At 65.2% G+C, this 24,184-nt stretch carries 24 protein-coding genes; 8 read left to right on the top strand and 16 right to left on the bottom strand.

The genetic code is table 11. The features are described from left to right. Positions 1-48: 48 nt before the first annotated feature. A complete protein-coding gene (locus tag ABWP92_RS05720; RefSeq protein ID WP_353234400.1) occupies positions 49-1,539 on the top strand; it encodes an ABC transporter substrate-binding protein in 1,491 nt (496 codons plus the stop codon). A 157-nt stretch (positions 1,540-1,696) separates the two neighbouring features. Then, the gene (locus tag ABWP92_RS05715; protein ID WP_353234399.1) at positions 1,697-3,124 is read left to right on the top strand and encodes an amidase; all 1,428 of its coding nucleotides are present in this window, start codon (positions 1,697-1,699) and stop codon (positions 3,122-3,124) included. Here ABWP92_RS05715 and ABWP92_RS05710 read toward each other — a convergent pair. After that, positions 3,113-3,772 carry a LysE family translocator gene (locus ABWP92_RS05710; RefSeq protein WP_353234398.1) on the bottom strand — a complete coding sequence of 220 codons (660 nt, stop codon included), beginning with the start codon at positions 3,770-3,772 and terminating at the stop codon, positions 3,113-3,115. The two genes, ABWP92_RS05715 and ABWP92_RS05710, sit on opposite strands and share 12 nt — an antisense overlap. 123 nt (positions 3,773-3,895) lie before the next feature. Between ABWP92_RS05710 and ABWP92_RS05705 the strand changes: the two genes are divergently transcribed. The 6 genes from ABWP92_RS05705 (at position 3,896) to ABWP92_RS05680 (ending at position 10,451) form a co-directional block, all read left to right on the top strand. Further along, positions 3,896-4,498 (top strand): hypothetical protein, encoded by a 603-nt coding sequence (locus tag ABWP92_RS05705; RefSeq protein ID WP_353234397.1) that lies wholly within the window; start codon positions 3,896-3,898, stop codon positions 4,496-4,498. Between the two features lie 159 nt (positions 4,499-4,657). Continuing rightward, on the top strand, positions 4,658-5,632 hold the full coding sequence (locus tag ABWP92_RS05700; protein ID WP_353234396.1) for a Bug family tripartite tricarboxylate transporter substrate binding protein: 975 nt from the start codon (positions 4,658-4,660) through the stop codon (positions 5,630-5,632). Positions 5,633-5,711: 79 nt separating this feature from the next. Beyond that, on the top strand, positions 5,712-7,823 hold the full coding sequence (locus tag ABWP92_RS05695) for an acetate--CoA ligase family protein (RefSeq protein ID WP_353234395.1): 2,112 nt from the start codon (positions 5,712-5,714) through the stop codon (positions 7,821-7,823). Positions 7,824-7,869: 46 nt separating this feature from the next. Beyond that, positions 7,870-8,610 (top strand): enoyl-CoA hydratase/isomerase family protein, encoded by a 741-nt coding sequence (locus ABWP92_RS05690; protein ID WP_353234394.1) that lies wholly within the window; start codon positions 7,870-7,872, stop codon positions 8,608-8,610. A 42-nt stretch (positions 8,611-8,652) separates the two neighbouring features. Next, positions 8,653-9,627 (top strand): Bug family tripartite tricarboxylate transporter substrate binding protein, encoded by a 975-nt coding sequence (locus tag ABWP92_RS05685; protein ID WP_353234393.1) that lies wholly within the window; start codon positions 8,653-8,655, stop codon positions 9,625-9,627. 134 nt (positions 9,628-9,761) lie between these two features. Further along, a complete protein-coding gene (locus tag ABWP92_RS05680) occupies positions 9,762-10,451 on the top strand; it encodes a hypothetical protein (RefSeq protein WP_353234392.1) in 690 nt (229 codons plus the stop codon). Here ABWP92_RS05680 and ABWP92_RS05675 read toward each other — a convergent pair. The 15 genes from ABWP92_RS05675 to ABWP92_RS05605 all read right to left on the bottom strand — a co-directional run. Beyond that, a complete protein-coding gene (locus ABWP92_RS05675; protein ID WP_353234391.1) occupies positions 10,424-11,296 on the bottom strand; it encodes a DUF429 domain-containing protein in 873 nt (290 codons plus the stop codon). The genes ABWP92_RS05680 and ABWP92_RS05675 overlap by 28 nt on opposite strands. Then, positions 11,296-12,177 (bottom strand): EamA family transporter, encoded by an 882-nt coding sequence (locus tag ABWP92_RS05670; protein WP_353234390.1) that lies wholly within the window; start codon positions 12,175-12,177, stop codon positions 11,296-11,298. Before ABWP92_RS05670 ends, ABWP92_RS05675 begins: the two co-directional genes overlap by 1 nt. Positions 12,178-12,326: 149 nt before the next feature. Next, positions 12,327-12,749 carry a BLUF domain-containing protein gene (locus ABWP92_RS05665; RefSeq protein WP_353234389.1) on the bottom strand — a complete coding sequence of 141 codons (423 nt, stop codon included), beginning with the start codon at positions 12,747-12,749 and terminating at the stop codon, positions 12,327-12,329. A gap of 3 nt (positions 12,750-12,752) precedes the next feature. Beyond that, complete coding sequence (gene folE, locus ABWP92_RS05660) at positions 12,753-13,484, bottom strand: GTP cyclohydrolase I (RefSeq protein WP_353234388.1); 732 nt, start codon at positions 13,482-13,484, stop codon at positions 12,753-12,755. A 111-nt stretch (positions 13,485-13,595) separates the two neighbouring features. Further along, positions 13,596-14,804 (bottom strand): cardiolipin synthase ClsB, encoded by a 1,209-nt coding sequence (gene clsB / locus ABWP92_RS05655; protein ID WP_353234387.1) that lies wholly within the window; start codon positions 14,802-14,804, stop codon positions 13,596-13,598. A 32-nt stretch (positions 14,805-14,836) separates the two neighbouring features. Beyond that, complete coding sequence (locus tag ABWP92_RS05650; protein ID WP_353234386.1) at positions 14,837-15,607, bottom strand: endonuclease/exonuclease/phosphatase family protein; 771 nt, start codon at positions 15,605-15,607, stop codon at positions 14,837-14,839. Then, positions 15,604-16,086: a dihydroneopterin triphosphate diphosphatase gene (gene nudB / locus ABWP92_RS05645; protein ID WP_353234385.1), complete on the bottom strand. Its 483-nt coding sequence runs from the start codon at positions 16,084-16,086 to the stop codon at positions 15,604-15,606. The genes ABWP92_RS05650 and nudB overlap by 4 nt, the downstream gene beginning before the upstream one ends. Positions 16,087-16,272: 186 nt before the next feature. After that, positions 16,273-18,069 (bottom strand): aspartate--tRNA ligase, encoded by a 1,797-nt coding sequence (gene aspS, locus ABWP92_RS05640; RefSeq protein WP_353234384.1) that lies wholly within the window; start codon positions 18,067-18,069, stop codon positions 16,273-16,275. 47 nt (positions 18,070-18,116) lie between these two features. After that, entirely contained in the window at positions 18,117-18,740 is a 624-nt protein-coding gene (locus tag ABWP92_RS05635; RefSeq protein WP_353234383.1) for a DUF502 domain-containing protein, read from the bottom strand. A gap of 11 nt (positions 18,741-18,751) precedes the next feature. Next, positions 18,752-19,051 (bottom strand): FmdB family zinc ribbon protein, encoded by a 300-nt coding sequence (locus ABWP92_RS05630; RefSeq protein WP_353234382.1) that lies wholly within the window; start codon positions 19,049-19,051, stop codon positions 18,752-18,754. Positions 19,052-19,111: 60 nt separating this feature from the next. Next, positions 19,112-20,575, bottom strand: coding sequence for a high affinity choline transporter 1 (locus ABWP92_RS05625; protein WP_353234381.1), 1,464 nt, complete (start codon positions 20,573-20,575; stop codon positions 19,112-19,114). 51 nt (positions 20,576-20,626) lie between these two features. Beyond that, on the bottom strand, positions 20,627-22,195 hold the full coding sequence (gene ubiB / locus ABWP92_RS05620; RefSeq protein WP_353234380.1) for a ubiquinone biosynthesis regulatory protein kinase UbiB: 1,569 nt from the start codon (positions 22,193-22,195) through the stop codon (positions 20,627-20,629). A gap of 5 nt (positions 22,196-22,200) precedes the next feature. Further along, positions 22,201-22,740: a hypothetical protein gene (locus ABWP92_RS05615; protein WP_353234379.1), complete on the bottom strand. Its 540-nt coding sequence runs from the start codon at positions 22,738-22,740 to the stop codon at positions 22,201-22,203. 214 nt (positions 22,741-22,954) lie between these two features. Continuing rightward, on the bottom strand, positions 22,955-23,953 hold the full coding sequence (locus tag ABWP92_RS05610; protein ID WP_353234378.1) for a Tim44 domain-containing protein: 999 nt from the start codon (positions 23,951-23,953) through the stop codon (positions 22,955-22,957). A 77-nt stretch (positions 23,954-24,030) separates the two neighbouring features. Further along, positions 24,031-24,184: class I SAM-dependent methyltransferase (locus ABWP92_RS05605; protein WP_353234409.1), on the bottom strand; the 154-nt coding region annotated here is incomplete at its 5' end.

Below are 24,184 nucleotides of genomic sequence, written 5' to 3'. Positions count from 1 at the left end.
CGCCCCCTGCAAAGCCGCCCGCATGCATCTATCTGGAGAATCACCATCATGCTCAACCGCCGCCGCATCCTGGCCACCGGTGCGCTGTCCGCCCTGCCGCTGGCCGCACCGCTGTCCGCACTCGCGCAAACCAGGAAGGATCACATCACGCTGGCGCTGGTGCTGGAGCCGCCGGGGCTCGATCCCACGGCGGGCGCCGCATCCTCCATCGCGGAAATCACGCTCTACAACATCTTCGAGACGCTCACCAAGATCAACCCCGACGGCAGCGTTTCGCCATTGCTTGCGGAAAGCTGGGAGGTGTCGCCCGACCTGCGCACCTACACCTTCAAGCTGCGCAAGGGCGTGACGTTCCAGAACGGCGAGCCGTTCAATGCCGCCGCCGTGAAATACTCCTTTGACCGCGCGGGCGGCGACAACAGCACCAACAAGGACAAGCGCACCTTCGCCAACCTCAGCTCCAAGGTCATCGACGAGAACACGCTGGTCGTCATCAACAGCGAGATCGATCCCGACCTGCTGTTCATGCTGGGGCAGGCAACAGCCATCATCGTGGAGCCCAAGAGCGCCGCCACCAACGCCACCAGGCCCGTCGGCACCGGCCCCTACAAGCTCGACGCCTGGGCGCGCGGCTCGTCCATCACGCTCGGCGCCTGGCCGCAGTACCGGCAGGCCGCGAAGATCAAGCTCAAGCGCGCGGTGTTCCGCTTCATTCCCGATCCGGCGGCGCAGGTGGCGTCGCTGCTGGCTGGCGACGTCGATGTATTCACCCGCATCACGCCGCGCAGCGTGGCGCAGTTCAAGGCCAACCCGCGCTTCCAGGTGGTCATCAGCGGCTCGCGGGCCAAGACGATTCTCGCCATCAACAACTCGCGCAAGCCGCTGGACGACGTACGCGTGCGCCGCGCCATTGCCGCTGCCATCGACCGCAAGGCCGTGATCCAGGGCGCGGCCGACGGGCTCGGCGTGCCGATCGGCAGTTACTACGTGCCCGGAGCATTCGGCTACGTGGATACCACCGGAGTGAATCCCTACGACGTGGACAAGGCCAGGAGGCTCCTTGCCGAAGCCGGCGTGAAGACGCCGCTGGAGCTGACCATGACGCTGCCGCCGACGCCCTATGCGCGCCAGGGCGCAGAGGTCATCACGGCGGAGCTCGCCAAGATCGGCATCAAGGTGAAAACGCAGAACGTCGAATGGGCGCAGTGGCTGTCGGGCACTTACGGCAACAGGAACTACGACCTGTCGATCATCTCGCACGTGGAGCCGTTCGACCTGAACAACTACACCAAGCCCGATTACTACTGGGGCTACACATCGGCCAGGTTCAATGCGCTCTATGAAAAGATCAAGACCGCCGAGCGTCCCGCCGACCGCGCGCGGCTCCTCGGCGACGCGCAGCGCATGCTGGCCGAGGAAGTACCCGGCGTATATCTCTACCAGCCCCAGTGGGTGAGCGTCGCCAACAAGGACGTGCGCGGCCTCTGGAAAGACATGCCGGTGTTCGTGAACGATCTGAGCACCATGTCCTGGTCGTAGCCACGGCGGCGGAGTAGCCCCGAGGCTACCCAGCCTCGACGGGCGGGATGCGCAAGGCACACCAGGCCCGGTTCTTGCGATCCGCCCGTCGCCTGGGATACAGGCTCCGCCTCCGTCCTTTTCAACCCGGAATTTCCCGACTCCGACATCGCAAGACATGACGACAACTGCCGCACTCCATGACCTCGGCGCCAGCGAAATGCTGCAAGCCTACCGCTCGCGCCAGCTCTCCCCCGTGGATGTCATGCGCGCCGTGCTCGACAGGGTCGGGCAATGGGAACCCTCGCTGCACGCCACCTATCTGCTGCGCCCCGAGGCGGCGCTGGCGCAGGCCAGGGCCAGCGAGGCGCGCTGGATGCGCAGCGCCCCGCAGGGCCTGCTCGACGGAGTGCCGGTCACCATCAAGGACAACATCGCCACGCAGGGCGATCCCACGCCGCTGGGCACCGCCGCCGTCGAACTGTACCCGGCCCACGCGGACGCCCCGCCCGCTGCCCGATTGCGCGAAAGCGGCGCGGTACTGTTCTCCAAGACGACCATGCCCGACTACGGCATGCTGTCGTCGGGACTCTCCAGCTTCCACGCCCTGACACGCAACCCCTGGGACACGGGCAAGGGCCCCGGCGGCTCCAGCGCGGGCGCGGGCGCGGCCTGCGCGGCGGGATACGGCCCGCTGCATATCGGCACCGACATCGGCGGCTCGATACGCCTGCCCGCGGGCTGGTGCGGCATCTTCGGCCTCAAGCCCAGCCTGGGCCGCGTGCCGATCGACCCGCCCTACACAGGCCGCGCGGCCGGCCCGATGGCGCGCACGGTGATCGATGCCGCGCTCGCCATGCAGGTGCTTTCACAGCCGGACGCGCGTGACAGCATGAGCCTGCCATATCAGCCCATCGCCTGGCATGAAGCCGCGAACGCGACCCCCGACTTCTTCAGGAACAAGCGCATTGGCCTGTTGCTGGACGCTGGCTGCGGGCTGCCGCTCGAAGAGGACGTGAAGGCAGCCATCGAAAACGCGGCGCGCCTCATGGAAGCGGCAGGCGCCCGGATCACGCCGATGAAGCCCTTCATGACGCCCGCCATGCTCGAAGGCATGGACCATTTCTGGCGCATGCGCTCGCTGGCCGACCTGCGCACGCTGAGCGCGGAGCGCCGCGCCAAGGTGCTGCCCTTCATCCGCGAATGGGCCGAGAGCGCCGAGCCTTTTTCAGGCGCGCACGTGTTCAATGCGAGCCAGCAGTTCCACGCCACGCGCGTGGCGGCGGTGAAAGCCTGCGGCGCGTTCGACTACGTGATCTCCCCGGTCGCGCCACATGCGGCTTTCGATGCGCACGAGGCCTCGCCCACCGGCGACCCGCTGCGGCCCCTGGAGCACATCGGGTTCACCGTGCCGTTCAACATGTCGGAGCAGCCTGCGGCGTCGGTCAACTGCGGCTATACAGCGGGCGGCTTGCCCATCGGGCTGCAGATCGCGGGCGCGCGCTTTGATGACCTGGGCGTGCTCAAGGCGTCGCGGGCCTTCGAGCAGATACGCGCAGGGCAGCGCCCATGGCCCGAGCCGCCGCCAGCCGCATCAGCGCTGTGACGTCGCCAGCTTCACCGCCAGCCCGACGAAGACGACGGCGGTGATCCTGTTGAGCCACCTGCGGCCCCTGGCCGAGCGCAGCAGCAGATTGCCGAACACACCGGAGAAAACGGCAATCGCCCCAAATACCAGGAACGTGGCAACGATGAACACCGCGCCGAACACGAAGATCTGCGCGGCCACGGGACCCAGCGCCGGATTGGTGAATTGCGGCAGGAAGGCGAGAAAGAAAATCAGCACCTTGGGGTTGGTGAGATTCATCACCACGCCGCGCATCACCATGCGCGCAAAACCCGGGGCCGGGGCATCCTGCGCGGGAGCGGCCGGCTGTTGCTCTTCATCGCCGCTGCCTTGCACGCCGGCAGGCGCCCGCCATGCGCCCCATGCCAGATAGGCGAGATAGGCCGCGCCGCACCATTTGAGCGCATCGAACGCTATTTCAGAGGCCGCGAACACGGCGGCCAGGCCCAGGGCGACGGCCGTGGTATGCCCGATGATGCCGATGCACAGTCCCACCACCACCGCGATCCCCATGCGCCAGCCGCGCTGCGCTGATTGCAGCAGCACGAAAAGGTTGTCGGGGCCGGGGCTCAACCCCAACAGTACGGCGACGCCAAAGAAGGTGAGCAGTGTCTGGACAGTGGGCATGGTGTGCGGACGCGGGCAATAACCCTGGTATTCTGCCCTGAACCGGTACGCCGCGACGGCTCAGGCCGTCGCACAATAACCGTTCCGCTGCCGCAAGGCGGCGCTTCAGCCCGACACACATCCATGGATCCGATTCTTCTGGTGCTGCTTGCAGCAACGGCCTCCTATTTCGTCAACGCCAAACAGCAGCGCCAGCGCATCGCCTTGCTGGCCGAGCATCTGCAGCCTTTTCAGATCGAAAAGAACATCGAGGCGCTGACGCAGGGCTACCTGCGCGCCATGGGCGAGAAGGAGGACGAACGCCGGCAGCAGGTGCTCGCGCTGCTGGCCGACAACGAGCAGCAACTGGTCGGCCAATTCAGCCGCTTCACCGCATCGTTCCAGAAAGTGGCCGAACCCATGGCGCGGGTGAGCAAGCTGCCGGTCAGCCTGCCGTTCGCCACGCAGCTCATGCCCGCCAGCACCTTCGACATGCGCCGGGCGCTGCAGATCCATACGCAGGGAATGGAGCGCGTGGCGCGCAACGACGCGGGCCGCGCGCCCCGCGACCGGGCATTCATGATGACGGCGGAAATCCTGCTCATGCAGCACACCTGCCACTGGTATTGCAAGTCCAAGTCGATCGCGTCCGCGCGCATGCTGGCGCGCAACAAGACGCCCCATGAGCAGTTGGTGCAGTCCGTCTCGCCCGAAACCCGCGCGGCCTATCTGGCGCTCATCGGCTGAGACCGCAATGCCGCCCCGCAACACCGGGGCTCGAGAGTAGCACTTATCCGAAACGGAATTCAGATAAGTTTATTTCCAAATAATGGAACATCGGTTTACGAAATAGGCCATTTGGCTCTACGATCTCCCCATTCCCGAATAACGGGGAATGGAGGTATCGTGAAGACCCCTGAACGCTCGAGACTGCTGGCGCTTGCCGCGCCGGCGCTGATCTTCGCTCCTGCCGCCGCGCGTGCGCAGCCGGACTGGCCGAATGCGCCGATCCGGCTCGTCGTGCCGTTTCCGCCGGGCGGTTCGTCCGACATTCTCGGACGGCTGGTCGCCGAGCGCCTGAGCAGGAACCTGCACGCCAACATCTACGTGGACAACAAGCCGGGAGCCACCACGCAGATCGGCACCGAATACGTTGCCAGCGCCGCGCCCGACGGCAACACGCTGCTGCTGGCTGCCGCCTCCAGCTTCACGGTGCTGCCCAATTTGCGCAAGCTGAACTACAGCCTGCAAAGCTTTGAATCCGCGGGCGGCATTGCCGACTACATCGCCGTCATGGCCGTGCGCAAGACGCTGCCCACCGCCACGCTGCGGCAATTCATCGACTATGCAAGGCAGCACCCCGGCAAGCTCTCGTTCGGCACCGCGGGCGAAGCCTCCCAAGGCCATCTGTATGGCATGACACTGGCACGCGGCACGGGGATCGACGTACAGCACGTGCCCTATCGCGGCTCGGCGGCGGCGGTGAACGCGCTGCTCGGCGCGGAGATCGACTTCATCATCGACGGAGCCGTCACTCCCATGGTCAAGGCCGGCAAGGTTGCGCCGCTTGCGGTGTTCTACAAGCGCCGCCATGCCGAGCTCCCGGATGTGCCGACGGTGCTCGAGGCCGGCTTCGGCATCCAATCGACCCAGGGCGCGGGCTGGGGGCTGCTGGCGCCCAAAGGCACGCCCGGCCCCGTCATGCAGCGGCTGGCCGGGTCGCTGCACGAAGTGCTTGAACAGCAGGATGTGCAGGACGCCCTGGCACGGGCCAACTCGACCGCAGCCTGGCAGGCGCCGCGCGAGTTCGTGCAGAACATCGATGCCGACCGCAGGCTCTACGCGGAGCTTCTGCCCGCCATGGGCATCAAGGAAAACTGAACGCCCATCCACCGATTCCACCCGCCGTTTCCGCATCAGGAACGCGGCGGCACCTGCCCATCAGCCATCTGGAAAATCCATGAAATCAGCCGCAACCGTCAAGGAAATACTGCATCCCCATAGCGTCGCCATCGTGGGCGCGTCCGAGAGCCTGGAGAAATGGGGAGGCCGCCTGCTCAGCTACATGCTGCGCCACAGGCCCAACGGCCCCCTGTACCCTGTCAACGCCCAGGCCAAGGGACAGCTGATGGGCCTGCCGGCGTACGCATCCGTACTCGACTGCCCGGGGCCGGTCGATCTGGCGATCCTGCTCGTGCCGCCCGCGCACGTGAAGAATACGGTGGAGGAATGCGTTGCCAAAGGCGTGAAATGCGCACTGTGCATCACCGCCGGATTCGCCGAAACGGGGCCCGCCGGGCGCACGCGGGAAGAGGAGATCGTCGCCATCGCACGCGCTGGCGGCATGCGCCTCATCGGGCCCAACTGCATGGGGCTGATGAACACGCAGCACAACCTGTGCGCCACAACCGGCGTCGTGATGGGCGCCATCGATGCGCTGCCCAGGGGCGGCATCGGGCTGGCCAGCCAGAGCGGCGCCATGATGGGAGCGATGATCTCGCGCGGCGTGGATATCGGTGCCGGGTTCTCATCGACGATTTCCGTCGGCAACCAGGCGGATCTCGACCTGAACGATTTCTTCGAATACCTCATCGACGATCCCTTCACCGACGTGGTCTGCCTGTACATGGAAGGTGTGAAGGACGCCGCGCGCCTGACCGCGCTGCTGGCCCGTGCCGCCGTATCGGGCAAGCCCGTGTGCATCGCCAAGTCCGGCCGCAGCGAGGCAGGCGCCAAGGCCGCCGCATCGCATACCGCCAGCCTTGCTGGCGCGTGGCCCGCGTTCGAGGCCACCTGCCGGCGCTGGGGCGCCTATCTGTTCGACAACGTCTACGACCTGCTGCATGGAGCGCAACTGCTGCAGCGCGGCAAGCGCGCCGCGCCGACCGGGCGCATCGCCGTGTTCTCCGGCTCCGGCGGCGGCGGCGCGTTGCTCACCGACGAGGTCGATACGACGGACGGTCTGCGCCTTGCGCAGCTCGCGCCCGCCACGCAGGAGCGCCTTCGTGATGTCCTTCCTGAAACGCATCGCCAGCTGCCATTCGACTTCGGCATGCTCAACCATGGCGCGCAGCCCGATCCGCAGGTCGATGGCGGCGCGGTCGGACTGGCACTCGACCGTGCCATGGCGGACGACAACGTCGATGCCGGCATCGTGCTGCTGACCACGCAACCCCAGCAGGAGCGCGTGGCGCGCGCGGCCATCTCGGCGGCGCAGCGCAGCGGCAAGCCCTTGCTGTTCGTACAGGGCGCGGGCAACTTCGGCGACGTGGCGCGCCGGATGCTGCGCGATGCCGGGCATGGCTATCTCGAGAGCACGCACGACGCAGTGCGCGTGGTGTCCACGCTATGCGCCCGCAAGCCGCCGGAGCCCGCGCCCGGCGTCGCCGCCAGGACGCCGGCGCTGGCCGGCCTGCACTCCGGCTTTCTCACGGAGCCCGACGCGAGGCGGCTCCTCGAATCCGCGGGCATTCCCACCACGCGCTGGCATTTCGCCCGCAGCGCCGACGATGCCGTGCGCGCCGCCCGGGATCTCGGCGGGCCGGTCGCCATCAAGGCGGTGAGCCCTCAGGTCATTCACAAGAGCGACGTGGGCGGCGTCGTGCTCGCGGTGCTGGGCGATGAAGCCGTGCGCGATGCCTGCGCCAGGATCGCACGCGCGCTCTCCCATGCCGACGCGGGCGCGGCGCTCGACGGCTACCTGGTCACCGAAATGTGGCGCGCCGACACCGAGCTGATTCTCGGCATCCAGCGCGATCCCGACTTCGGCCCGCTGGTGATGGTGGGCGCCGGCGGCGTGCTGGTGGAGCTGATGAAGGACGTGCAGCTCGCGCCCGCTCCGGTATCGCACGCCGCCGCGCTGGCCATGCTCGGGCACCTTCGCAGCCTGCCGCTGCTCACCGGCTACCGGGGCCGCGCGCCGGCCGACCTGGACGTGATCGCCGACGTCATCGTCAGGCTGGGCGAGCTCGCGCTGGGCATGGACGGCCGCGTGCTGGAACTCGACATCAACCCGCTTTTCATCTCGGGCGAGCGCGTGGCCGCCGCCGATGCGCGCGCCGTGCTGGCCTGAATTTCCTGCCACGCAGCCATCATCCACCAAAGGAGACTTCCAGACCATGTCCGCCATCCTCTATGAATCCCTAGACGGCATTGCCCTCATCACCATCAACCGCCCGGACGCGCGCAACGCGATCAACAATGAAGTCGTACAGGGCCTGCATGCCGCATGGCAGCGCTTCGCCGACGATGACGGCGACCGCGTCGCCGTGCTCGCCGCGGCCGGCGATTCGGCCTTCTGCGCGGGCGCCGACCTCAAGGACATGCCGCGCGACATCTGGCTTTCGATGCCCAATCTTTCAGTGCCCACGGACAAGCCCATCATCTGCGCCGTGAACGGATTCACCGTCGGCGCCGGAGCCACCATCGTGATGCTCGCCGACATGGCGGTCGCGGAAGAGCAGTCCCAGTTCATCTACCCCGAGGCCAAGATCGGCGCATTCGCTGGCGTGATGGCGGGATTTCCGCCGCGCATGCAATACAAGGCGGGCCTTGAATGGTTGCTGACGGGCGACCCCATGGCCGCCCAGCGCGCATACGAGATCGGAATGGTCAACCGCATCGCTCCCAAGGGCCAGGGCAAGGCCGCCGCCATGGAGCTGGCGGCGAAGATCGCGCGCAACGCGCCGCTGGTGGTGCGGGCCATGAAGTCCATTGCCCGCAACACGCTGCCCCGATCCCCGACAGAACAGTACTACCCGCAGCGCCGCATGCTGGACGCCATCGCCAACAGCGAAGACATCAATGAAGGCATCGCCTCATTCAAGGAAAAGCGCCCGGCCCGCTTCCAGGGGAAGTGAGCACGGCGCCCATCTTCATTCCCACACGCACAGGAGCCTTCCATGAACCCGCAGCGCCGCCGCTTCGTGCTGATGCCTCCGGCATTGGCCGCCCTGGGCACCTGCCGGGCCGCCTTCGCGCAGGATGCGAAGAGCTGGCCCGACAAGCCCATCCGCTTCATCACGCCCTATCCTCCGGGCGGCTCATCGGACATCATCACGCGCCTGGTCGCGCAGGGGATCGGACAGGGACTGGGCCAATCCATCATCGTGGAGAACAAGCCCGGCGCGGGCGCCACGCTAGGCACCGAATACGCCGCGCAGGCGGTTCCCGATGGCCACACATTCCTCGTGGCGCCCATGGCGGCGGTGACCATCGCGCCGTGGCTCAAGAAGCTGCGCTATGGCGCGGACAGCTTTGTTCCCGTCGCCAAGCTCAGCTCGTCCTATGGACTCGTTTCGGCGCGCAAGGACGCTCCCTTCAATGACTACCGGGAGTTCGTCGCCGCGGCCAGGGCCCAGCCCGGCAAGTTCACGTTTGGATCGAACGGCGTCGGCTCGATCGTTCACCTCACGGGCGTGCTGCTGCACAAGCAAACGGGCATCGACGTGGTCCACGTTCCCTACAAAGGCGCGGTGGAAGCGGCCAACGACATGCTGGGCGGCCGCATCGACGTGATGTACGACCCGGTTCCCGCGCCCTACGTGAAGTCCGGCCAGCTCAAGGGTCTTGCGACCGTCAGTCCGATCCGCAATCCGCTGCTGCCTGATCTGCCCACGCTGCGGGAACAAGGCTTCGACAACAACGCATCGAGCTGGTTCGGCATCTTCGCTCCCAGGGGCGTTCCCGAAAACATCGTCGCCCGCATGGCGCGGGAAGCGCGGAAGGTGATGGCGTCCGACGCGGTGAAAGGGCCGCTGCAGGCCGCATCCATGTATGCAGATTTCGAAGATCCGCAAACGTTCGCCAGACGCGTTCACGATGATGCCGGATACTTCGGCGAGATCATCCGCAAGGAAAACATCAAGGCCGATTGAATCGACGGCCGATGACGCCGGATCGCATGAACATGTAGGACAACCACGGTCCTTGCTCATCAGGTATTGCTGCGCGTGCCGGGCTGCCGTCAGAATGGCCCTGCGGGAATGTTACATACCGCAACACACCATTCATGACGATGAAGAATACCGAAACAGCCGATACCTCCGCCTGGGTGGCAGCCGGCGTCCGACACGCCGTGCTCTCGCGCACCATGCCGGCCCTGCGGCACGACCTCGCGGGCTCCGTCTCCGTGCTGCGCATGGGTGTGGCCGTCATCAAGCGCAGGCTGGAGCTGAGCGAAGGATCAGCGGTGGAGCGCGACGGCCTGATGCAGCGCGTGGATGCGCTGGACAGCGGCATCGGCGATCTCGGCGCCGGTCTTCGCAGGCTCAGGCACTGGGACAAGCCGACGAGCGAAGCGCTGAACGCGCATTCCCTGGTTGCGGAGATCTGGGAGCTCGCGCGGCCTTTTCTCTCACTGCGCGGCATCGAAACCGAGCCCCTGCCCGAGGATGCTCCATGGCCCACGCTGAGCCTCCCGCCGCAGCCGCTGACATACCTGCTGCTGGCCGGCATCTACCACCTTGCCGAAGGCGCCGGCAGCGCCGCGCAACGCATCGCCGTCACTCCCGAGGAAAACGGGATCCGCGTTTCAGGCACGCCGGGCCGCCCCGGCGCCGGCATACCGGAAGCGGCTGGCGCAAAAAGCCAGCTCGGCACGCCGCCCATCGACCGCTTCAGGCTGCAATGCCTTGCGGATCAGTTGCAAGGCAGGATCAGCTTCACCGGCGATCATTCCCTGCTGCTGCATTGGGGCTGAACTCCGGCGATCCAGCCCTCGAGCCGATCCATGCCGCGCGGCAGTCCGTACCCTGCATCACCCGCGAGATGCTGGCGATACGCCCACCCCGCCGTGATCATGCACAGCACGGCGTCGATGCTGTCGCCGCTGGCATCGGCTTCGATCTGTATGCGCTGCGGCGGCGTCAACTGAACGCGCAGGCCGCCCAGCATGTCCAGCGGCTGCTCGATCGACTCCGCCAGTCGCCTGCGCGCGGCCGCGCGCTGCGGCGTCTGCCGCGCCTTGTCATCGCTCTTGTAGCTGGCGCGCCCGATGAGCTGGCGTGCAAGCCAGCCCGGATAAGCCTCCAGCGCGACGCGGCTGCGGTCGCCTTCATGCAGGCCCGGCAGATGAACGCCCGCCTTCAGCAGCAGCGGCACACCCGCGTGCATCATGAACGCGACAGGCGGATTCACCCATTTCATGGAGGGGCTGGACCCCGCGGGCCCGTCGGTTTCTCGATGCGCGAATTTTCCGCCCACGGGCCGCGAAGCGCAGAAGGCAGCGAAGAGATCCCGGATCTGCGCGCGGCTCAGCGACGCGAAGTGCCGCATGCACTCCAGCCATTGCCCGGGCCACCGCAGGGCAGCCACCAGCTCGCGCGGCAGCCCGAAAGGCAAATCGAAGCCTCCCACCCACACGCCGGGCTCCGCAAGCCAGAGCGAAAATTCATCCAGGCTCGCGCAGCGCTCGAGAGCCGCGAGGCGAATGACCTGTGCCGCATCCGGATTCGCCAGCCACTCCCCGCGCGCGATGACGATCGGCTTGCGGCGCGACGGGCTGCTGGAGAAGTCGCAGCCGACGAGTTGCGGCTGCTCGCGCATCAGCCCAGCCCCAGCGCGGTCACGCCTGCGGCGATCAGTACCGCGCCGAAGATGCGTGCCTTGCGATCACCTTCCTTGAGCAGATGTCCGCCGATCAGCGCCGCGAACAGCATCGAGACTTCACGCGCGGGAGCCACGTGCGACATGGGCGCGCTCTGCATCGCGTACAGCACCAGCACGTAGGCGACGGGGCTCACGGCCGCGACGAGCAATGCGTATTTCCACTGCGCCCGCCAAAGCGGCGCAAGCTCGCGCGGCCTGCGCAGCGCCACCGGCGACAGCAGCGCGATGCGCGCCAGGTTGCCCATGTAGTCCACGAGAATGGGCGACAGCAGCATCGCCTTGACCGCATAGCCGTCCACCACTGTGTACGACGCGATGAACACACCGGTGAGCACCCCGTAGAGCATGCCCTTATGCACCTGCGAGCGGGCCGCGGGATCTTTCGCGGCACGCAGCAGCCCCGGCCCTCCCGCGATCAGGAAGACGCCGCCCACGACGCCCGCCACGCCCAGCGCGCCAAGCGCCGAGAGGTGTTCGCCAAGAAAGGTAATGGCCACCATGGAGGACAGCAGCGGCCCCGTGCCGCGTGCCAACGGATACACCACGGTGAGATCGGCCTTGCGGTAGCCGCGCAGCAGCACCACGTAATACAGCACATGCAGCAGGCCGCTGACGGCCACGATGCCCCACTCCCTCGCGCCCCACAGCGGCACCGCGTCGCGGCCCAGCCACCAGCCGAGCGGCGCCCACACCGCCATGTTGAGAATCGACGTGAAGAACGCAAAGCGCGCATCGCCGCCAGCACGTTTCGCGGCGATGTTCCATCCCGCGTGGATCAGGCCGGCCAGGATGATCAGGCCAAAAGCTGTCAAAGACATGCGTGTAGTTCGTTATCCGTGATGCTCGCGGCATGGCCGCGAAGGCGAAGGCCTCGCCAGCAAGGCTTCCCCTGGGCATGGCCCCCGGGAGCGTGAAAGCGTGGGAGCGGGCGATGCGCGCGGGGCGTGGCAAGCCACGCCGCCTCAGCTCAGGCCCGCCCGATGACCGATGCGGTGGCCATCAGCTCTTCGAGCAGCGCGAACGACACCTTGCCCGATGTGGCGTAGGGGTCGAACTCCGGCCGCTCGGAATACTTCAGCACGATCGAGTGATTGAGCTTGGCCAGGTTCACATGCCCCATGGTCCAGCCGCCGAAGCGGCGCTCGGAGATTTCCTCGAACGACAGCAGTTCCACGTCCTTGTGCCTCGGGTCCGCCTGGATCGAGCCATACAGCTCGCTGACCGTGGAGCGGCCGCCTTCGATGGCCTGCAGGAAAATGCCGCCGCCATAGCACAGCACGCCGGTGATGCCGCTGGCCGGGTTGTGCGACCGCGATTGCGTGAGGATGGCTTCAATCGCCGCGGGCGAGGTATCCACCGCACGGCTCACATACAGCAAACGCACCAGCATGGCTTACTTCCTTCCGGGAATCAGTGACAGAAACTCGCGGCGCAGCGTGGGATTGGTGAGGAATACGCCACGCATCACCGAGTTGATCATCTTGCTGTTCATCTCGCGCACGCCGCGCCAGGACATGCAGAAGTGGGATGCTTCCATCACCACGGCGAGTCCGTCGGGCTGCGTTTTCTCCATGATGAGATCGGCGAGCTGCACCACGGCCTCTTCCTGGATCTGCGGACGGCCCATGACCCAGTCCACGAGCCGCGCGTACTTCGACAGGCCGATCACGTTGGTGTGCTCGTTGGGCAGCACGCCGATCCAGATCTTGCCGATGACCGGACAGAAATGGTGGCTGCAGGCGCTGCGCACGGTGATCGGGCCGACGATCATCAGCTCGTTGAGATGCTCCGCGTTCGGAAACTCGGTGATCCTCGGGGGCTCCACATAGCGGCCCTTGAACACCTCGTTGATGTACATCTTCGCCACGCGGCGCGCCGTGTTCTGGGTGTTGTGATCGCCCTGCGTGTCGATGACCATGCTGTCTAGCACCGTCTGCATTTTCTGCTCGACCTCATCGAGCAGCAACTCCAGCTCCCCGGGCTCGATGAACTCGGAGATATTGTCGTTGGCATGAAATCGCTTGCGCGCGGCGGCAAGGCGCTCACGAATCTTCACGGAAACAGGCGTGCCTTCGTCGGCCTGCGCCCCGGCGTTCTGGGATTCGGTGTCCGGTTCTTGTGACATGCAGGCATGGTACCAGCGAATGCGGGCCATCGTGCGATGCGGTTCTTTGCCGCGCGGAGCCTGTTCAGCCGATTCCTTGCGCTTGCAATTCGATAGCGCGATCGACCGTATTCAATACCGGTTGCCGGTCACCCAGATCAAGGTGCGCATGATGGCCGACGCAATATGGTCGAGCACGCGCTGGCGCAGCGGCCGGGCGGCAAAGCTCAGGGGATCCATCTGCTCGCCGGACTCGGCCATGGCCCGCTCCAGCCGCCGATGCAGATCCTGCGCGAAGGCCGCGTCCTCGACCACCACGTTGGCCTCGCGCGCCAGCAGCAGCGAAAGCGGCTCCAGGTTGGACGAGCCCACCGTGGCCCATGGCTTTTCGACATAGGCATCGATGACCGCCACCTTCGCGTGCAGGAAACTGGGGGAGTATTCATAGATCCGCACCCCGGCCTCCAGCAACGCGCCATAGACGGGCCGTGACGCGTGGTATTGCATGAAGTATTCATACCGCCCCTGCAACAGCAGCCGCACGTTCACGCCGCGCTGCGATGCCAGCTTGAGCGCGCGCCGCAACTTGCGTCCAGGCAGGAAATACGCATTGGCGATGATGATGTCCTTGCGCGCGTTGGCGATGGCGCGCAGGTACGCTTTTTCGATGCGGGCGCGGTTGCGCAGGTTGTCGCGAAACAGCAGCGCGGCGCGCATGCCCCTGGCCCTCGCGGTGGAGCGCCTGGCCGCGCCTTGCGCGGCGCCTGCGGCGCGCAGATCGGCCACGGCGCTCGAGAGGCGGCGCTGGCGCGCATCGTGCACCGCGCGCATGCGCCACCACAGCTTGTCCATGTTGTCGGACGCCTGCTCGACGAGCGCGCCCTTCGCGCGCACGGCAAAGTCGAACCGAGGCGCTTTCAGCGTCCCGTAATTAGGATCGTAGAAATCATCCAGCACGTTGATGCCGCCGCAGTACAGCACCTCGTCGTCGACCACGCAGAGCTTGCGGTGCAGCCTGCGCCAATGCCTTGGAAGCAAGAGCGCCAGCTGGCTCACGGCAGAAAAAACCTGCAATTGCACGCCCGCGTCCTCGAAGCTCTCGCGCATCCGTGCGGGGATCGCGCCCGTGCCGAATCCATCGACGGCGAGGCGCACTTCCACGCCGCGCCTGGCCGCGCGGATCAGGGCTTGCACGATATCGTTGCCGCTGGACGTGCCATCGAAGATGTAGGTCTCGAACTGGATGCAGACCCGGGCCTCATCCATGTCCGCCACGAGGGCGGGGAAGAACTCGCGCGTTCCCTGCAGCAGCCGGACCTCGTGCCCGGATTGGAGAACCACGCGTTTGCCGGTATGGGCCGACGACGCCTGCGTCAAAGCCTGAACTCCGCGATCAGCGGCAGATGGTCCGACATGCGCCACCAGATACGGCCATTGGGCACATACAGGCCCGTGGGCCTGAGACCACGCACATAGACGTGGTCGAGCTGCACCATCGGCAGGCGCGCGGGATAGGTGTTGGAGCGCCGGCCTTCGTCGAACTCGAACAGGCCGAAACCGGCAAGCATGCGCTTGATCTGAAAGCCCCAGTCATTGAAATCGCCCGCGACGATCAACGGCGCATCCTTGGGAATTTCACGCTCGATGAAGCGCTGGATCTTCGCCACCTGGCGAATACGGCTCTCGTGGATCAGCCCCAGGTGCACGACGATGGTGTGCACCCGCTGGCCCTGGAAATCCACTTCCACGTGCAGCAGCCCGCGCTGCTCGAAGCGATGGTCGGAGATGTCCTCGTGGCTGCTGCCCAGCACGGGCCAGCGCGTGAGCAAGGCATTGCCGTGCTCGCCGTCGCGCGTGTAGGCGTTGGTGCGATAGACCGCCTCATAGCCCTCTGGCGAGAGATACTGCGCCTGCGGCACGTCGGGCCAGCGGTCGAAGTACTGGGCCTCCTTGCGGTTCATCTTGCGCACTTCCTGGAGGCAGACGATATCGGCATCCAGTTGCTCGACCGCGAGCCCGAGATTGTGGATCTCCAGCCGGCGCGCCGGGCCCAGTCCCTGAACGCCCTTGTGGATGTTGTAGGTGGCGACCCGCAGGATGCCTGAATGATCGCCCTGCGTATCGCTTTGGATTTCTGTGCTCATCTTCTGACAAATCGTGGCAGCCAAAGAATGGCTTCTGAGTTCGACGGCGAATAACACCTGTCCGCAGCTTCCCGCCAGTCCCTCCATTCATATGCAGTGTGTTCCCGCGGATTCAAGACGACGCGGGTCGCCTCCGGCACTTCCAGGCTGAAAACCCGCTCGGTATTTTCACGCACCCCCGGCTCGTAGCGGTGCAGCCATTGTGGATAGATGCTGTAGACGTTCTCCAGGTTCCAGTCCCGCAGCGTACATCCTGGCGCCCCGCTGTCAATGCCCGTCTCCTCCAGCACTTCACGATGCGCGGTCGACTCGAATGGCTCGCCGGGCGCATCCTTGCTGCCCGTCACCGACTGCCAGAACTCCGTGCGCGCGCCCTCGCCGCTCTCACCCGTGCCCTGCGTGCGCCGCATCAGCAGCACCCGCAGATCGCGGGTATGAATGATCACCAGCACAGACAGCGGAATCTTCCATTGGGTCACAGGTCCTCCATCATTAAGTTGGCGCTTACATACGTTCGAACGACAGGCGAGGCGCATGCCGACGCTCGCCGGGCCGTGCCCGCCAGAATCAGCAATAAAAAAACGCCAAAACCCGAAGGCTTTGGCGTTATACCGTTTTCCGTCGGCCGCACGTGCCCTTGGCACGGAAACGGCGCTTCCCGGCAATTACTGCGCCGGGGTGGGATTGCGCAGCTTGATGTGCAGTTCCCGCAGCTGCTTTTCATCGACCGGCGACGGAGCCTGCGTGAGCAGGTCCTGCGCGCGCTGGGTCTTGGGAAAGGCGATCACGTCGCGGATCGACTCGGCGCCGGTCATCAGCGTGATCAGGCGGTCCAGGCCGAATGCCAGGCCGCCGTGCGGAGGCGCGCCGTATTGCAGCGCATCGAGCAGGTAGCCGAACTTGGCGCGCGCGTCTTCCGCGGAAATATTGAGCGCTGCAAACACCTTGCTTTGCACGTCGGCGCGGTGGATACGCACCGAGCCGCCACCCAGCTCCCAGCCGTTGAGGACCATGTCGTAGGCCTTGGCGATGCACTTGCCGGGATCGGAATCCATGAGGTCTTCGTGGCCGTCCTTGGGCGATGTGAATGGATGGTGAACGGCAACCCAGCGATCGTCCTCCTCATCGTGCTCGAACATCGGGAAGTCCACCACCCACAGCGGCGCCCACTTGTTTTCGAACAGGCCGTTCTTCTTGCCGAACTCGCTGTGGCCGACCTTCAGGCGCAGCGCGCCGATGGAGTCGTTGACGATCTTCTCCTTGTCGGCGCCGAAGAAGAGCAGGTCGCCGTCCTGCGCATCCGTGCGCTTGAGGATTTCGGCGATCGCCGCGTCATGCAGGTTCTTGACGATGGGCGACTGCAGGCCGTCACGGCCCTTGGCGACTTCATTCACCTTGATCCAGGCCAGGCCCTTGGCTCCGTAGATCTTCACGAAATCGGTGTAGGCGTCGATCTCGCCACGCGAGATCTGCGCGCCGCCCGGAACGCGCAGCGCCACCACGCGCCCGCCCTTGGTCGTCGCGGGCGTGGAGAACACCTTGAAGTCCACGTCCTTCATCACCTCGGTGAGCTCGGTGAACTCCAGTTTCACGCGCAGGTCGGGCTTGTCGGAGCCGAAGCGGAACGCCGCGTCCTGGTACGTCATGATCGGGAATTCGCCCAGATCGACGTCGAGTTGCTGCTTGAACACTTCGACGATCATCTGCTGGAAGATCGCGCGGATTTCCTCTTCGTTCAGGAAAGACGTCTCGCAGTCGATCTGCGTGAATTCGGGCTGGCGGTCGGCGCGCAGGTCTTCGTCGCGGAAGCACTTGGTGATCTGGTAGTAGCGGTCATAGCCCGCCACCATCAGCATCTGCTTGTAGAGCTGGGGCGACTGCGGCAGCGCGTAGAACTCGCCGTCATGCACGCGGCTGGGCACCAGATAGTCGCGCGCGCCTTCGGGCGTGCTCTTGCCGAGCATCGGGGTCTCGATGTCGATGAAGCCGAGCTTGTCCAGATAGTTGCGCACCTGGATCGCCGTCTTGTAGCGCAGCATCATGTTGCGCTGCATGTACGAGCGGCGCAGGTCCAGGACGCGGTGCGTCAGGCGCGTGGTCTCCGACAGGTTTTCGTCGTCGAGCTGGAACGGCGGTGTCACCGACGCATTGAGCACGACGAGCTCGTGGCACAGCACTTCGATCTGGCCGCTCTTGAGCTTGTCATTCGTGGTGCCTTCGGGACGCGCGCGCACCAGGCCCTTGACCTGCACGCAGAACTCGTTGCGCAGGTCTTCCGCCACCTTGAACATCTCGGGACGGTCGGGATCGCAGACCACCTGCACATAGCCCTCGCGGTCGCGCAGGTCGATGAAGATCACGCCACCATGGTCGCGGCGGCGGTTCACCCAGCCGCACAGGGTTACGGTTTGGCCCATCAGGGCCTCGGTCACGAGACCGCAGTATTCAGTACGCATTGCCATGGTCAAAGTTCCTGCACCCTCATGGGGCGCTTCAATTGCATGTTTGTTTATTGTGTGGAATCGTGGGCGATCGGGTCCGGCGGAGTCACCACGCCCATCGACACGATGTATTTCAGCGCGGCATCGATGCTCATGTCGAGTTCAATGCAGTCGCTCTTGCGCATCATCACGAAATAGCCGCCGGTCGGATTGGGCGTCGTCGGCACATAGACGCTGACGAACTCGTCGCGCAAGTATGCCGCCACTTCGCCCGTGGGCGCGCCGGTCACGAACGCCACGGTCCACACGCCCTCGCGCGGCCACTGCACCAGCACCGCCGTGCGAAACGCGTTGCCGCTTTCGGAGAAAAGCGTGTCGGATACCTGCTTGACGCTTGAATAGATCGACCGCACGACAGGAATGCGGCTCACCAGCCGGTCGCCCCATTCCACCAGCTTGCGCCCGGCAAAATTGCTCGCCAGCGCGCCAACGGCCAGCAGGATGAGCAAGGTGAGCAGCACGCCGAAGCCCGGAATGTGCATGCCAAGCACCTTGTCGGGCTGCCAGTCGCCGGGCAGGATCTGCAGCGTCTGGTCGAGCGTCGAGACAATCGAGCTGAGCACCCATGCGGTGATCACGCCCGGCACGATCACCAGCAGACCCGTGAGAAGCCACCTTCTTAGAGCAGACATCATCTTCCCGATCAGGCCTTGGCCTCGGCGGTTGCAGCCGGTGCCGGTGCTGGCGCCGCGGCGGCGCCCTCACCCTGGGCTGCGCTCGAGGAATCCGCGGCCTTGCCGCCCTTGCCCGACGCGCTGCCGCCGTTCTTGAAATCCGTGGCGTACCAGCCCGTTCCCTTGAGCTGGAAACCGGGAGCCGTCAACTGCTTGGAAAACGCCTGCGCCGCGCATTCCGGACATTGGGAGAGCGGCGCGTCGGAGAATTTCTGCAGCACGTCCTTGGCGAAACCGCAGGCGCTGCATTTGTAGGCGTAGATAGGCATGTAACCGAAAGATGCTGGTATGCAAAACCCTTAATTATAGGCGGTGCCACCCATTTCCCGTCATGGGGCGGCTTCTTGCGCGCCCGCCAGCCGATGGTGGCCTGCATGCGTATTGCTCACCATCTGCGGCATCAGCGAACCGGCGACCATGCCGAACACGGCGGCGAGCACGCCGGCGAGCTGCTGCGGGAACGCCTCGTTCAGCACCGGGGTCAGCATGAACACGAGCCAGACGCCGATGCCCAGCACCACGGCGGCAATCGCGCCCTGCGTGCTCGCGCGTTTCCAGTACAGGCCGAAGACCAGCGGAACGAACGCGCCCACCAGCGGCACCTGATAGGCGCTGGAGACCAGCTCATAGATGGGCGTGCCCTCCATCTTGATGGAGTATGCCAACACGCACACCGCGAACACCAGCACGCTGATGCGCATGGCGAGCAGGACTTCGCGGTCGCTCACCTTTTCGGGGCGGAACTGGCGCCAGATGTTTTCGGTGAACGTCACGCTCGGGGCCAGCAGCGTCGCGGAGGCGCAGGACTTGATCGCGGAAAGCAGCGCGCCAAAGAACATGACCTGCATGACCATGGGCATTTTTTCCATCACCAGGGTGGGAAGCACCTTCTGCGGGTCGTCCTTGAGCAGCGCCGCGGTCTCTGCGGGCATGATGAGAAGCGCGCTCGACACGAGGAACATCGGCACGAACGCAAAAAAGATATAGGCCGTCCCGCCGATCACCGTGCCGCGCACGGCCGCCTTCTCCGAGTTGGCCGACATCACGCGCTGGAATACGTCCTGCTGCGGGATCGAGCCCAGCATCATGGTGATGGCCGCGCCGAAGAAGAAGATGATCTCGTGCCAGGTCGGTTCGGGCCAGAACTTGAAGAGATCCCGGCTCGTGGCCAGTTCGATCACCCTGCCCGCGCCGCCCGCCATGTCGCTGGCGAACACCGAGAGCACAACCAGTCCCACCACCAGAATGATCATCTGGATGAAGTCCGTCACGGCCACCGACCACATGCCGCCCCAGAGCGTATAGGCCAGAATCGACAACACGCCTATCGTCATTCCCCAGGGAATGCTGATCACGCCGCCCGACAGCAGGTTGAACACCAGGCCCAGCGCCGTGACCTGCGCCGACACCCAGCCGAGATAGCTCAGCATGATGATGAGCGAGCACACGACCTCGATGAAACGCCCATAGCGCTCGCGGTAATAGTCGCTGATGGTCAGCAGCGTCATGCGGTAGAGCTTTCCCGCAAAGAACAGTCCGACCAGAATCAGGCACATGCCCGCGCCGAACGGATCTTCCACGACGGCGTTCAGGCCGCCTTCGATGAACTTGGCGGGAACCCCCAGCACGATCTCCGAGCCAAACCACGTGGCGAAGGTGGTGGTGATGATCATGTACATCGGCAGATGGCGGCCCGCGATCGCGAAGTCGGCCGTATTCCTCACCCGCTTCGCGGCCCACAGGCCAATGCCGATGGTGACAAACAGATAGGCGATCACCATGAAGAGCAACACGCTGGTACTCCTGAGGAAGATAGGTATGGGTGGGACGAAAAGGGGGGATTATCAGTAAAACAGACGCAGGCGCATCAGTATCTGCATGACCAGCAGGCCGAGCACGAAGCCGACCCCGCCAAAGACCAGGCGCTGCAGCAGGCGGTTGGTGCGCTTTTGCTCGCTCAGGAGCTCCTGCAGGTCGCGCTCGTAATCCTTGGGCTTTTGCTGCAGGAAGTCGTGCATCAGGCGCGGCAGCTGGGGAATCAGCTTGGCATACAGGGGCGCCTGCGACTGCAGCTCGCGCCACATGCGCCTGGGCCCCATTTGATCGAGCATCCATTTCTCGAGGAATGGCTTGGCCGTGCTCCACAGGTCAAGCTCCGGATCGAGCTGGCGGCCAAGGCCTTCGATGTTGAGCAGCGTCTTTTGCAGCAGCACGAGCTGCGGCTGGATTTCCACCTGGAAGCGCCGCGACGTCTGGAACAGGCGCAGCAGCACCATGCCCAGCGAGATTTCCTTGAGCGGGCGGTCGAAGTAAGGCTCGCACACCGCGCGGATCGCCGATTCGAGCTCGTTCACGCGCGTGTTGGCCGGTACCCACCCGCTTTCGATGTGCAGTTCCGCAACGCGTTTGTAGTCGCGCCGGAAGAACGCCGTGAAATTCTGCGCGAGGTATTCCTTGTCGAACTCGGTGAGCGAGCCGACGATGCCGAAATCGAGCGAAATGTAGCGGCCAAAGGTATCCGGATCCAGGCTCACCTGGATGTTGCCGGGATGCATGTCGGCGTGAAAGAAACCGTCGCGGAAGACCTGCGTGAAGAAAATGGTGACGCCGTCGCGCGCGAGCTTGGGGATATCGACACCCGCGTCTCGCAGCTTCTCGACCTGGTTGATCGGAACGCCGTTCATGCGTTCCATCACCAGTACCTGCGGATGGCAGAAATCCCAGAACACCTCCGGGATCTCGACCAGGTCGAGTCCATCCATGTTGCGGCGCAGCTGCGCGGCATTGGCCGCCTCGCGGATCAGGTCGAGCTCGTCGTGCAGGTAGTTGTCGAACTCGGCCACCACCTGCCTGGGCTTGAGGCGCTTGCCATCGCTCGAGAGTTTCTCCACCCAGTTGGCCATCATGCGCATGAGCGCCAGATCCTTGTCGATCACATCCAGCATGCCGGGGCGCAGCACCTTCACGGCGACGTCGCGCTCACGCCCGTCGCGGTCTCGGATGACGGCAAAGTGCACCTGCGCAATCGAAGCGCTCGCCACCGGAACGCGGTCGAACGAAACGAACACTTCATCGACCGGCCTGCGGAAGGAGCGCTCGATGGTATCGACCGCGACGTTGGGATCGAACGGAGGCACGCGGTCCTGCAGCAATGCGAGCTCATCCGCGATATCCGGCGGCATCAGGTCGCGGCGCGTGGAGAGCACCTGGCCGAATTTGACGAAGATGGGCCCGAGGCTCTCCAGCGCCTCGCGCAGCCGCTGCCCGCGCGGGTTGTCGAGCTTGCGCCCGAAGCTGGTGAATCGCGCGATGCGGCTGAGCACCGGATTCTGGAAGCTGTTGAGGACCAGTTCGTCCAGCCCGTACCGCAGGCAGGTCCAGACAATCGTGAAGCCGCGCAGGAACCGACTCATGATGCTCAAACGTCCCCGCGCGACATCGGCATCGCATTCACGAACTTGCGCAGCGCCTGCGCGGCGCGGCCGGCCACCGAGCTGATGGCATGCGCGGGCGCGTCACCAATGACGCGCGCGAGGTCTTCCTCCACGTCCCAGCGCACGTTGTCCACCAGCCAGTTGATCTCCGCGGCGAATTTCACGTCCCCGTCGATCAGGATGGTCGGCCTGTCGCCACGCATGGCGCTCTGAGCGATCGTGAAGGGCGAGGTGTCCACGACTTCGATGCGCAAGTCAGGCGGCGCGGATGCGGGCGCGAGGTCCAGCAATCCGGCGGGGGTGATCTGCAGCGTCATGGAATAGGCGCGCCACTGCACGCGCGCGACGCGTCCGCTTTGAGCCACCAGCCGCTCCATGGCCTGGGGCTCCTGCATCAGAACGTGGTTCAGGAACAGCACACAGCGGTGCTGCACTTCGTGCACCAGCCATTGCGGCGGCTGAAGCCCGGCCGCCGCACGTTCGAACAATCCATCCAGGAAGGGGAAAGGAGTCTTTGGTGTCATAACCCCGATTATTCCCCGAACTGGGGCCGCGGCCATCGACCGGGCCGGGTATAGCCCCGCAAACGCGGATTTATCTGGAGAAAAAACCATCGGGAACCGGCCTGATGAAACAAAAACGCCCTTCCCGCCTGTGCGGAAAGGGCGCTGCTGGAAAACCGGGCCTGGCAGATCCAGGCCTCTATCGCCGGGCGTATCGCCGGGGTTATTGCTAAGCCTATTGCAGGGCCTGAACCCCCGCCACCAGCCATCCGCTGGAGCCGCTCTTGGGCTTGGTCATGTTCCAGACCTCGCGGAACGGGCTGGGGCCGGCCGAGGGCTCTTCGCGGATCATGCCCGAGAACTCGACGCTTGCCATGTAGCTCTCGCCCACGTCCTCGATGCCCAGGAGCTGCGCCTCGATCATCACCACGTCGGTCTGGTTGGGCTGCCCCTCGCCGCGATGGGCTTCGCGCTCGTTGAGCTGCGAGCGGATCTCGGAGACCATCTCGTCGGTCATCATCGAGCGCAGCGAAGAGATGTCCGCGCGGTCCCAGGCTGCCTGCAGCGTCACGAAATTGCGCTTGGCAGCCGCCAGGAAGCCATCGGTATCGAAGCCCTCGGGCACGCCCCAGCTCTGCGAGCCCGCGAGCGCGGAGCCGATCATCGAGCCGCCCGCTGCGGACGCGGCCGGCGTGAAGGCCATGTTGCCATGATCGAACGGACGGGCCGATGCGTCATTGCCCACCTTTTCCGGGTTGTACTGGCGCGGCATTTCCGGCTGCGACGGGCTGGCGCCGCCCGCGCCCTGGAAGGCGAAAGGCGAAGCCTGCGCGGTCGCGCCGGAAGCGCGCGCGCGCACCATGCGGATGACGGCGAATACGACCATGGCCAGGAGTGCGATCAGGAGAATATTGCCGAAGCCCTCGCCCAGGCCGAGCGAGCTGGCCAGCCAGGCCAGGCCCAGGCCGGCGGCAAGACCGCCAAGCATCGCGCCCCAGGGCTTTTTCGCGGCAGCGGGAGCCGCTGCGTTGGGCGAGCCCGGTTGGCGTGACGGCGCTGCGGTCGCGGCATTCTGCGCAGGCGCTGCGGGCGCGGCGCCGGGGCCGCCCGCTTCACGCTGCGTGACGTTCGACGATTGCCGCCCGAAGGACTTGCCGCCACCCATGCGTTTCGCATCGGCGTCCACGTGCACCAGCACCAGCATTGCAACCAAAACTACAGACCACAGTTTCATCTTCCGTTCTCCATTGAGTAGTGCACTTGTTCCCTTCATTCCATTTTTTCGTGTTTGAATTTGGCCATCGGGTCAGTTCAGCACTTGATTCCAACATGCAACGCCACAATGCCGCCAGTCATATTGTGATAGTCCACATGCCCGAAGCCACTTTGTTTCATAAGGGCTTTGAGGCTTTCCTGGCCCGGATGCATGCGGATCGATTCGGCCAGGTAGCGATAGCTGTCGGCA

Source organism: Diaphorobacter ruginosibacter, assembly GCF_040396215.1.
GTDB lineage: Bacteria > Pseudomonadota > Gammaproteobacteria > Burkholderiales > Burkholderiaceae_C > Diaphorobacter_A > Diaphorobacter_A ruginosibacter_A.
This window is presented reverse-complemented; position numbering and strand designations above follow the sequence as displayed.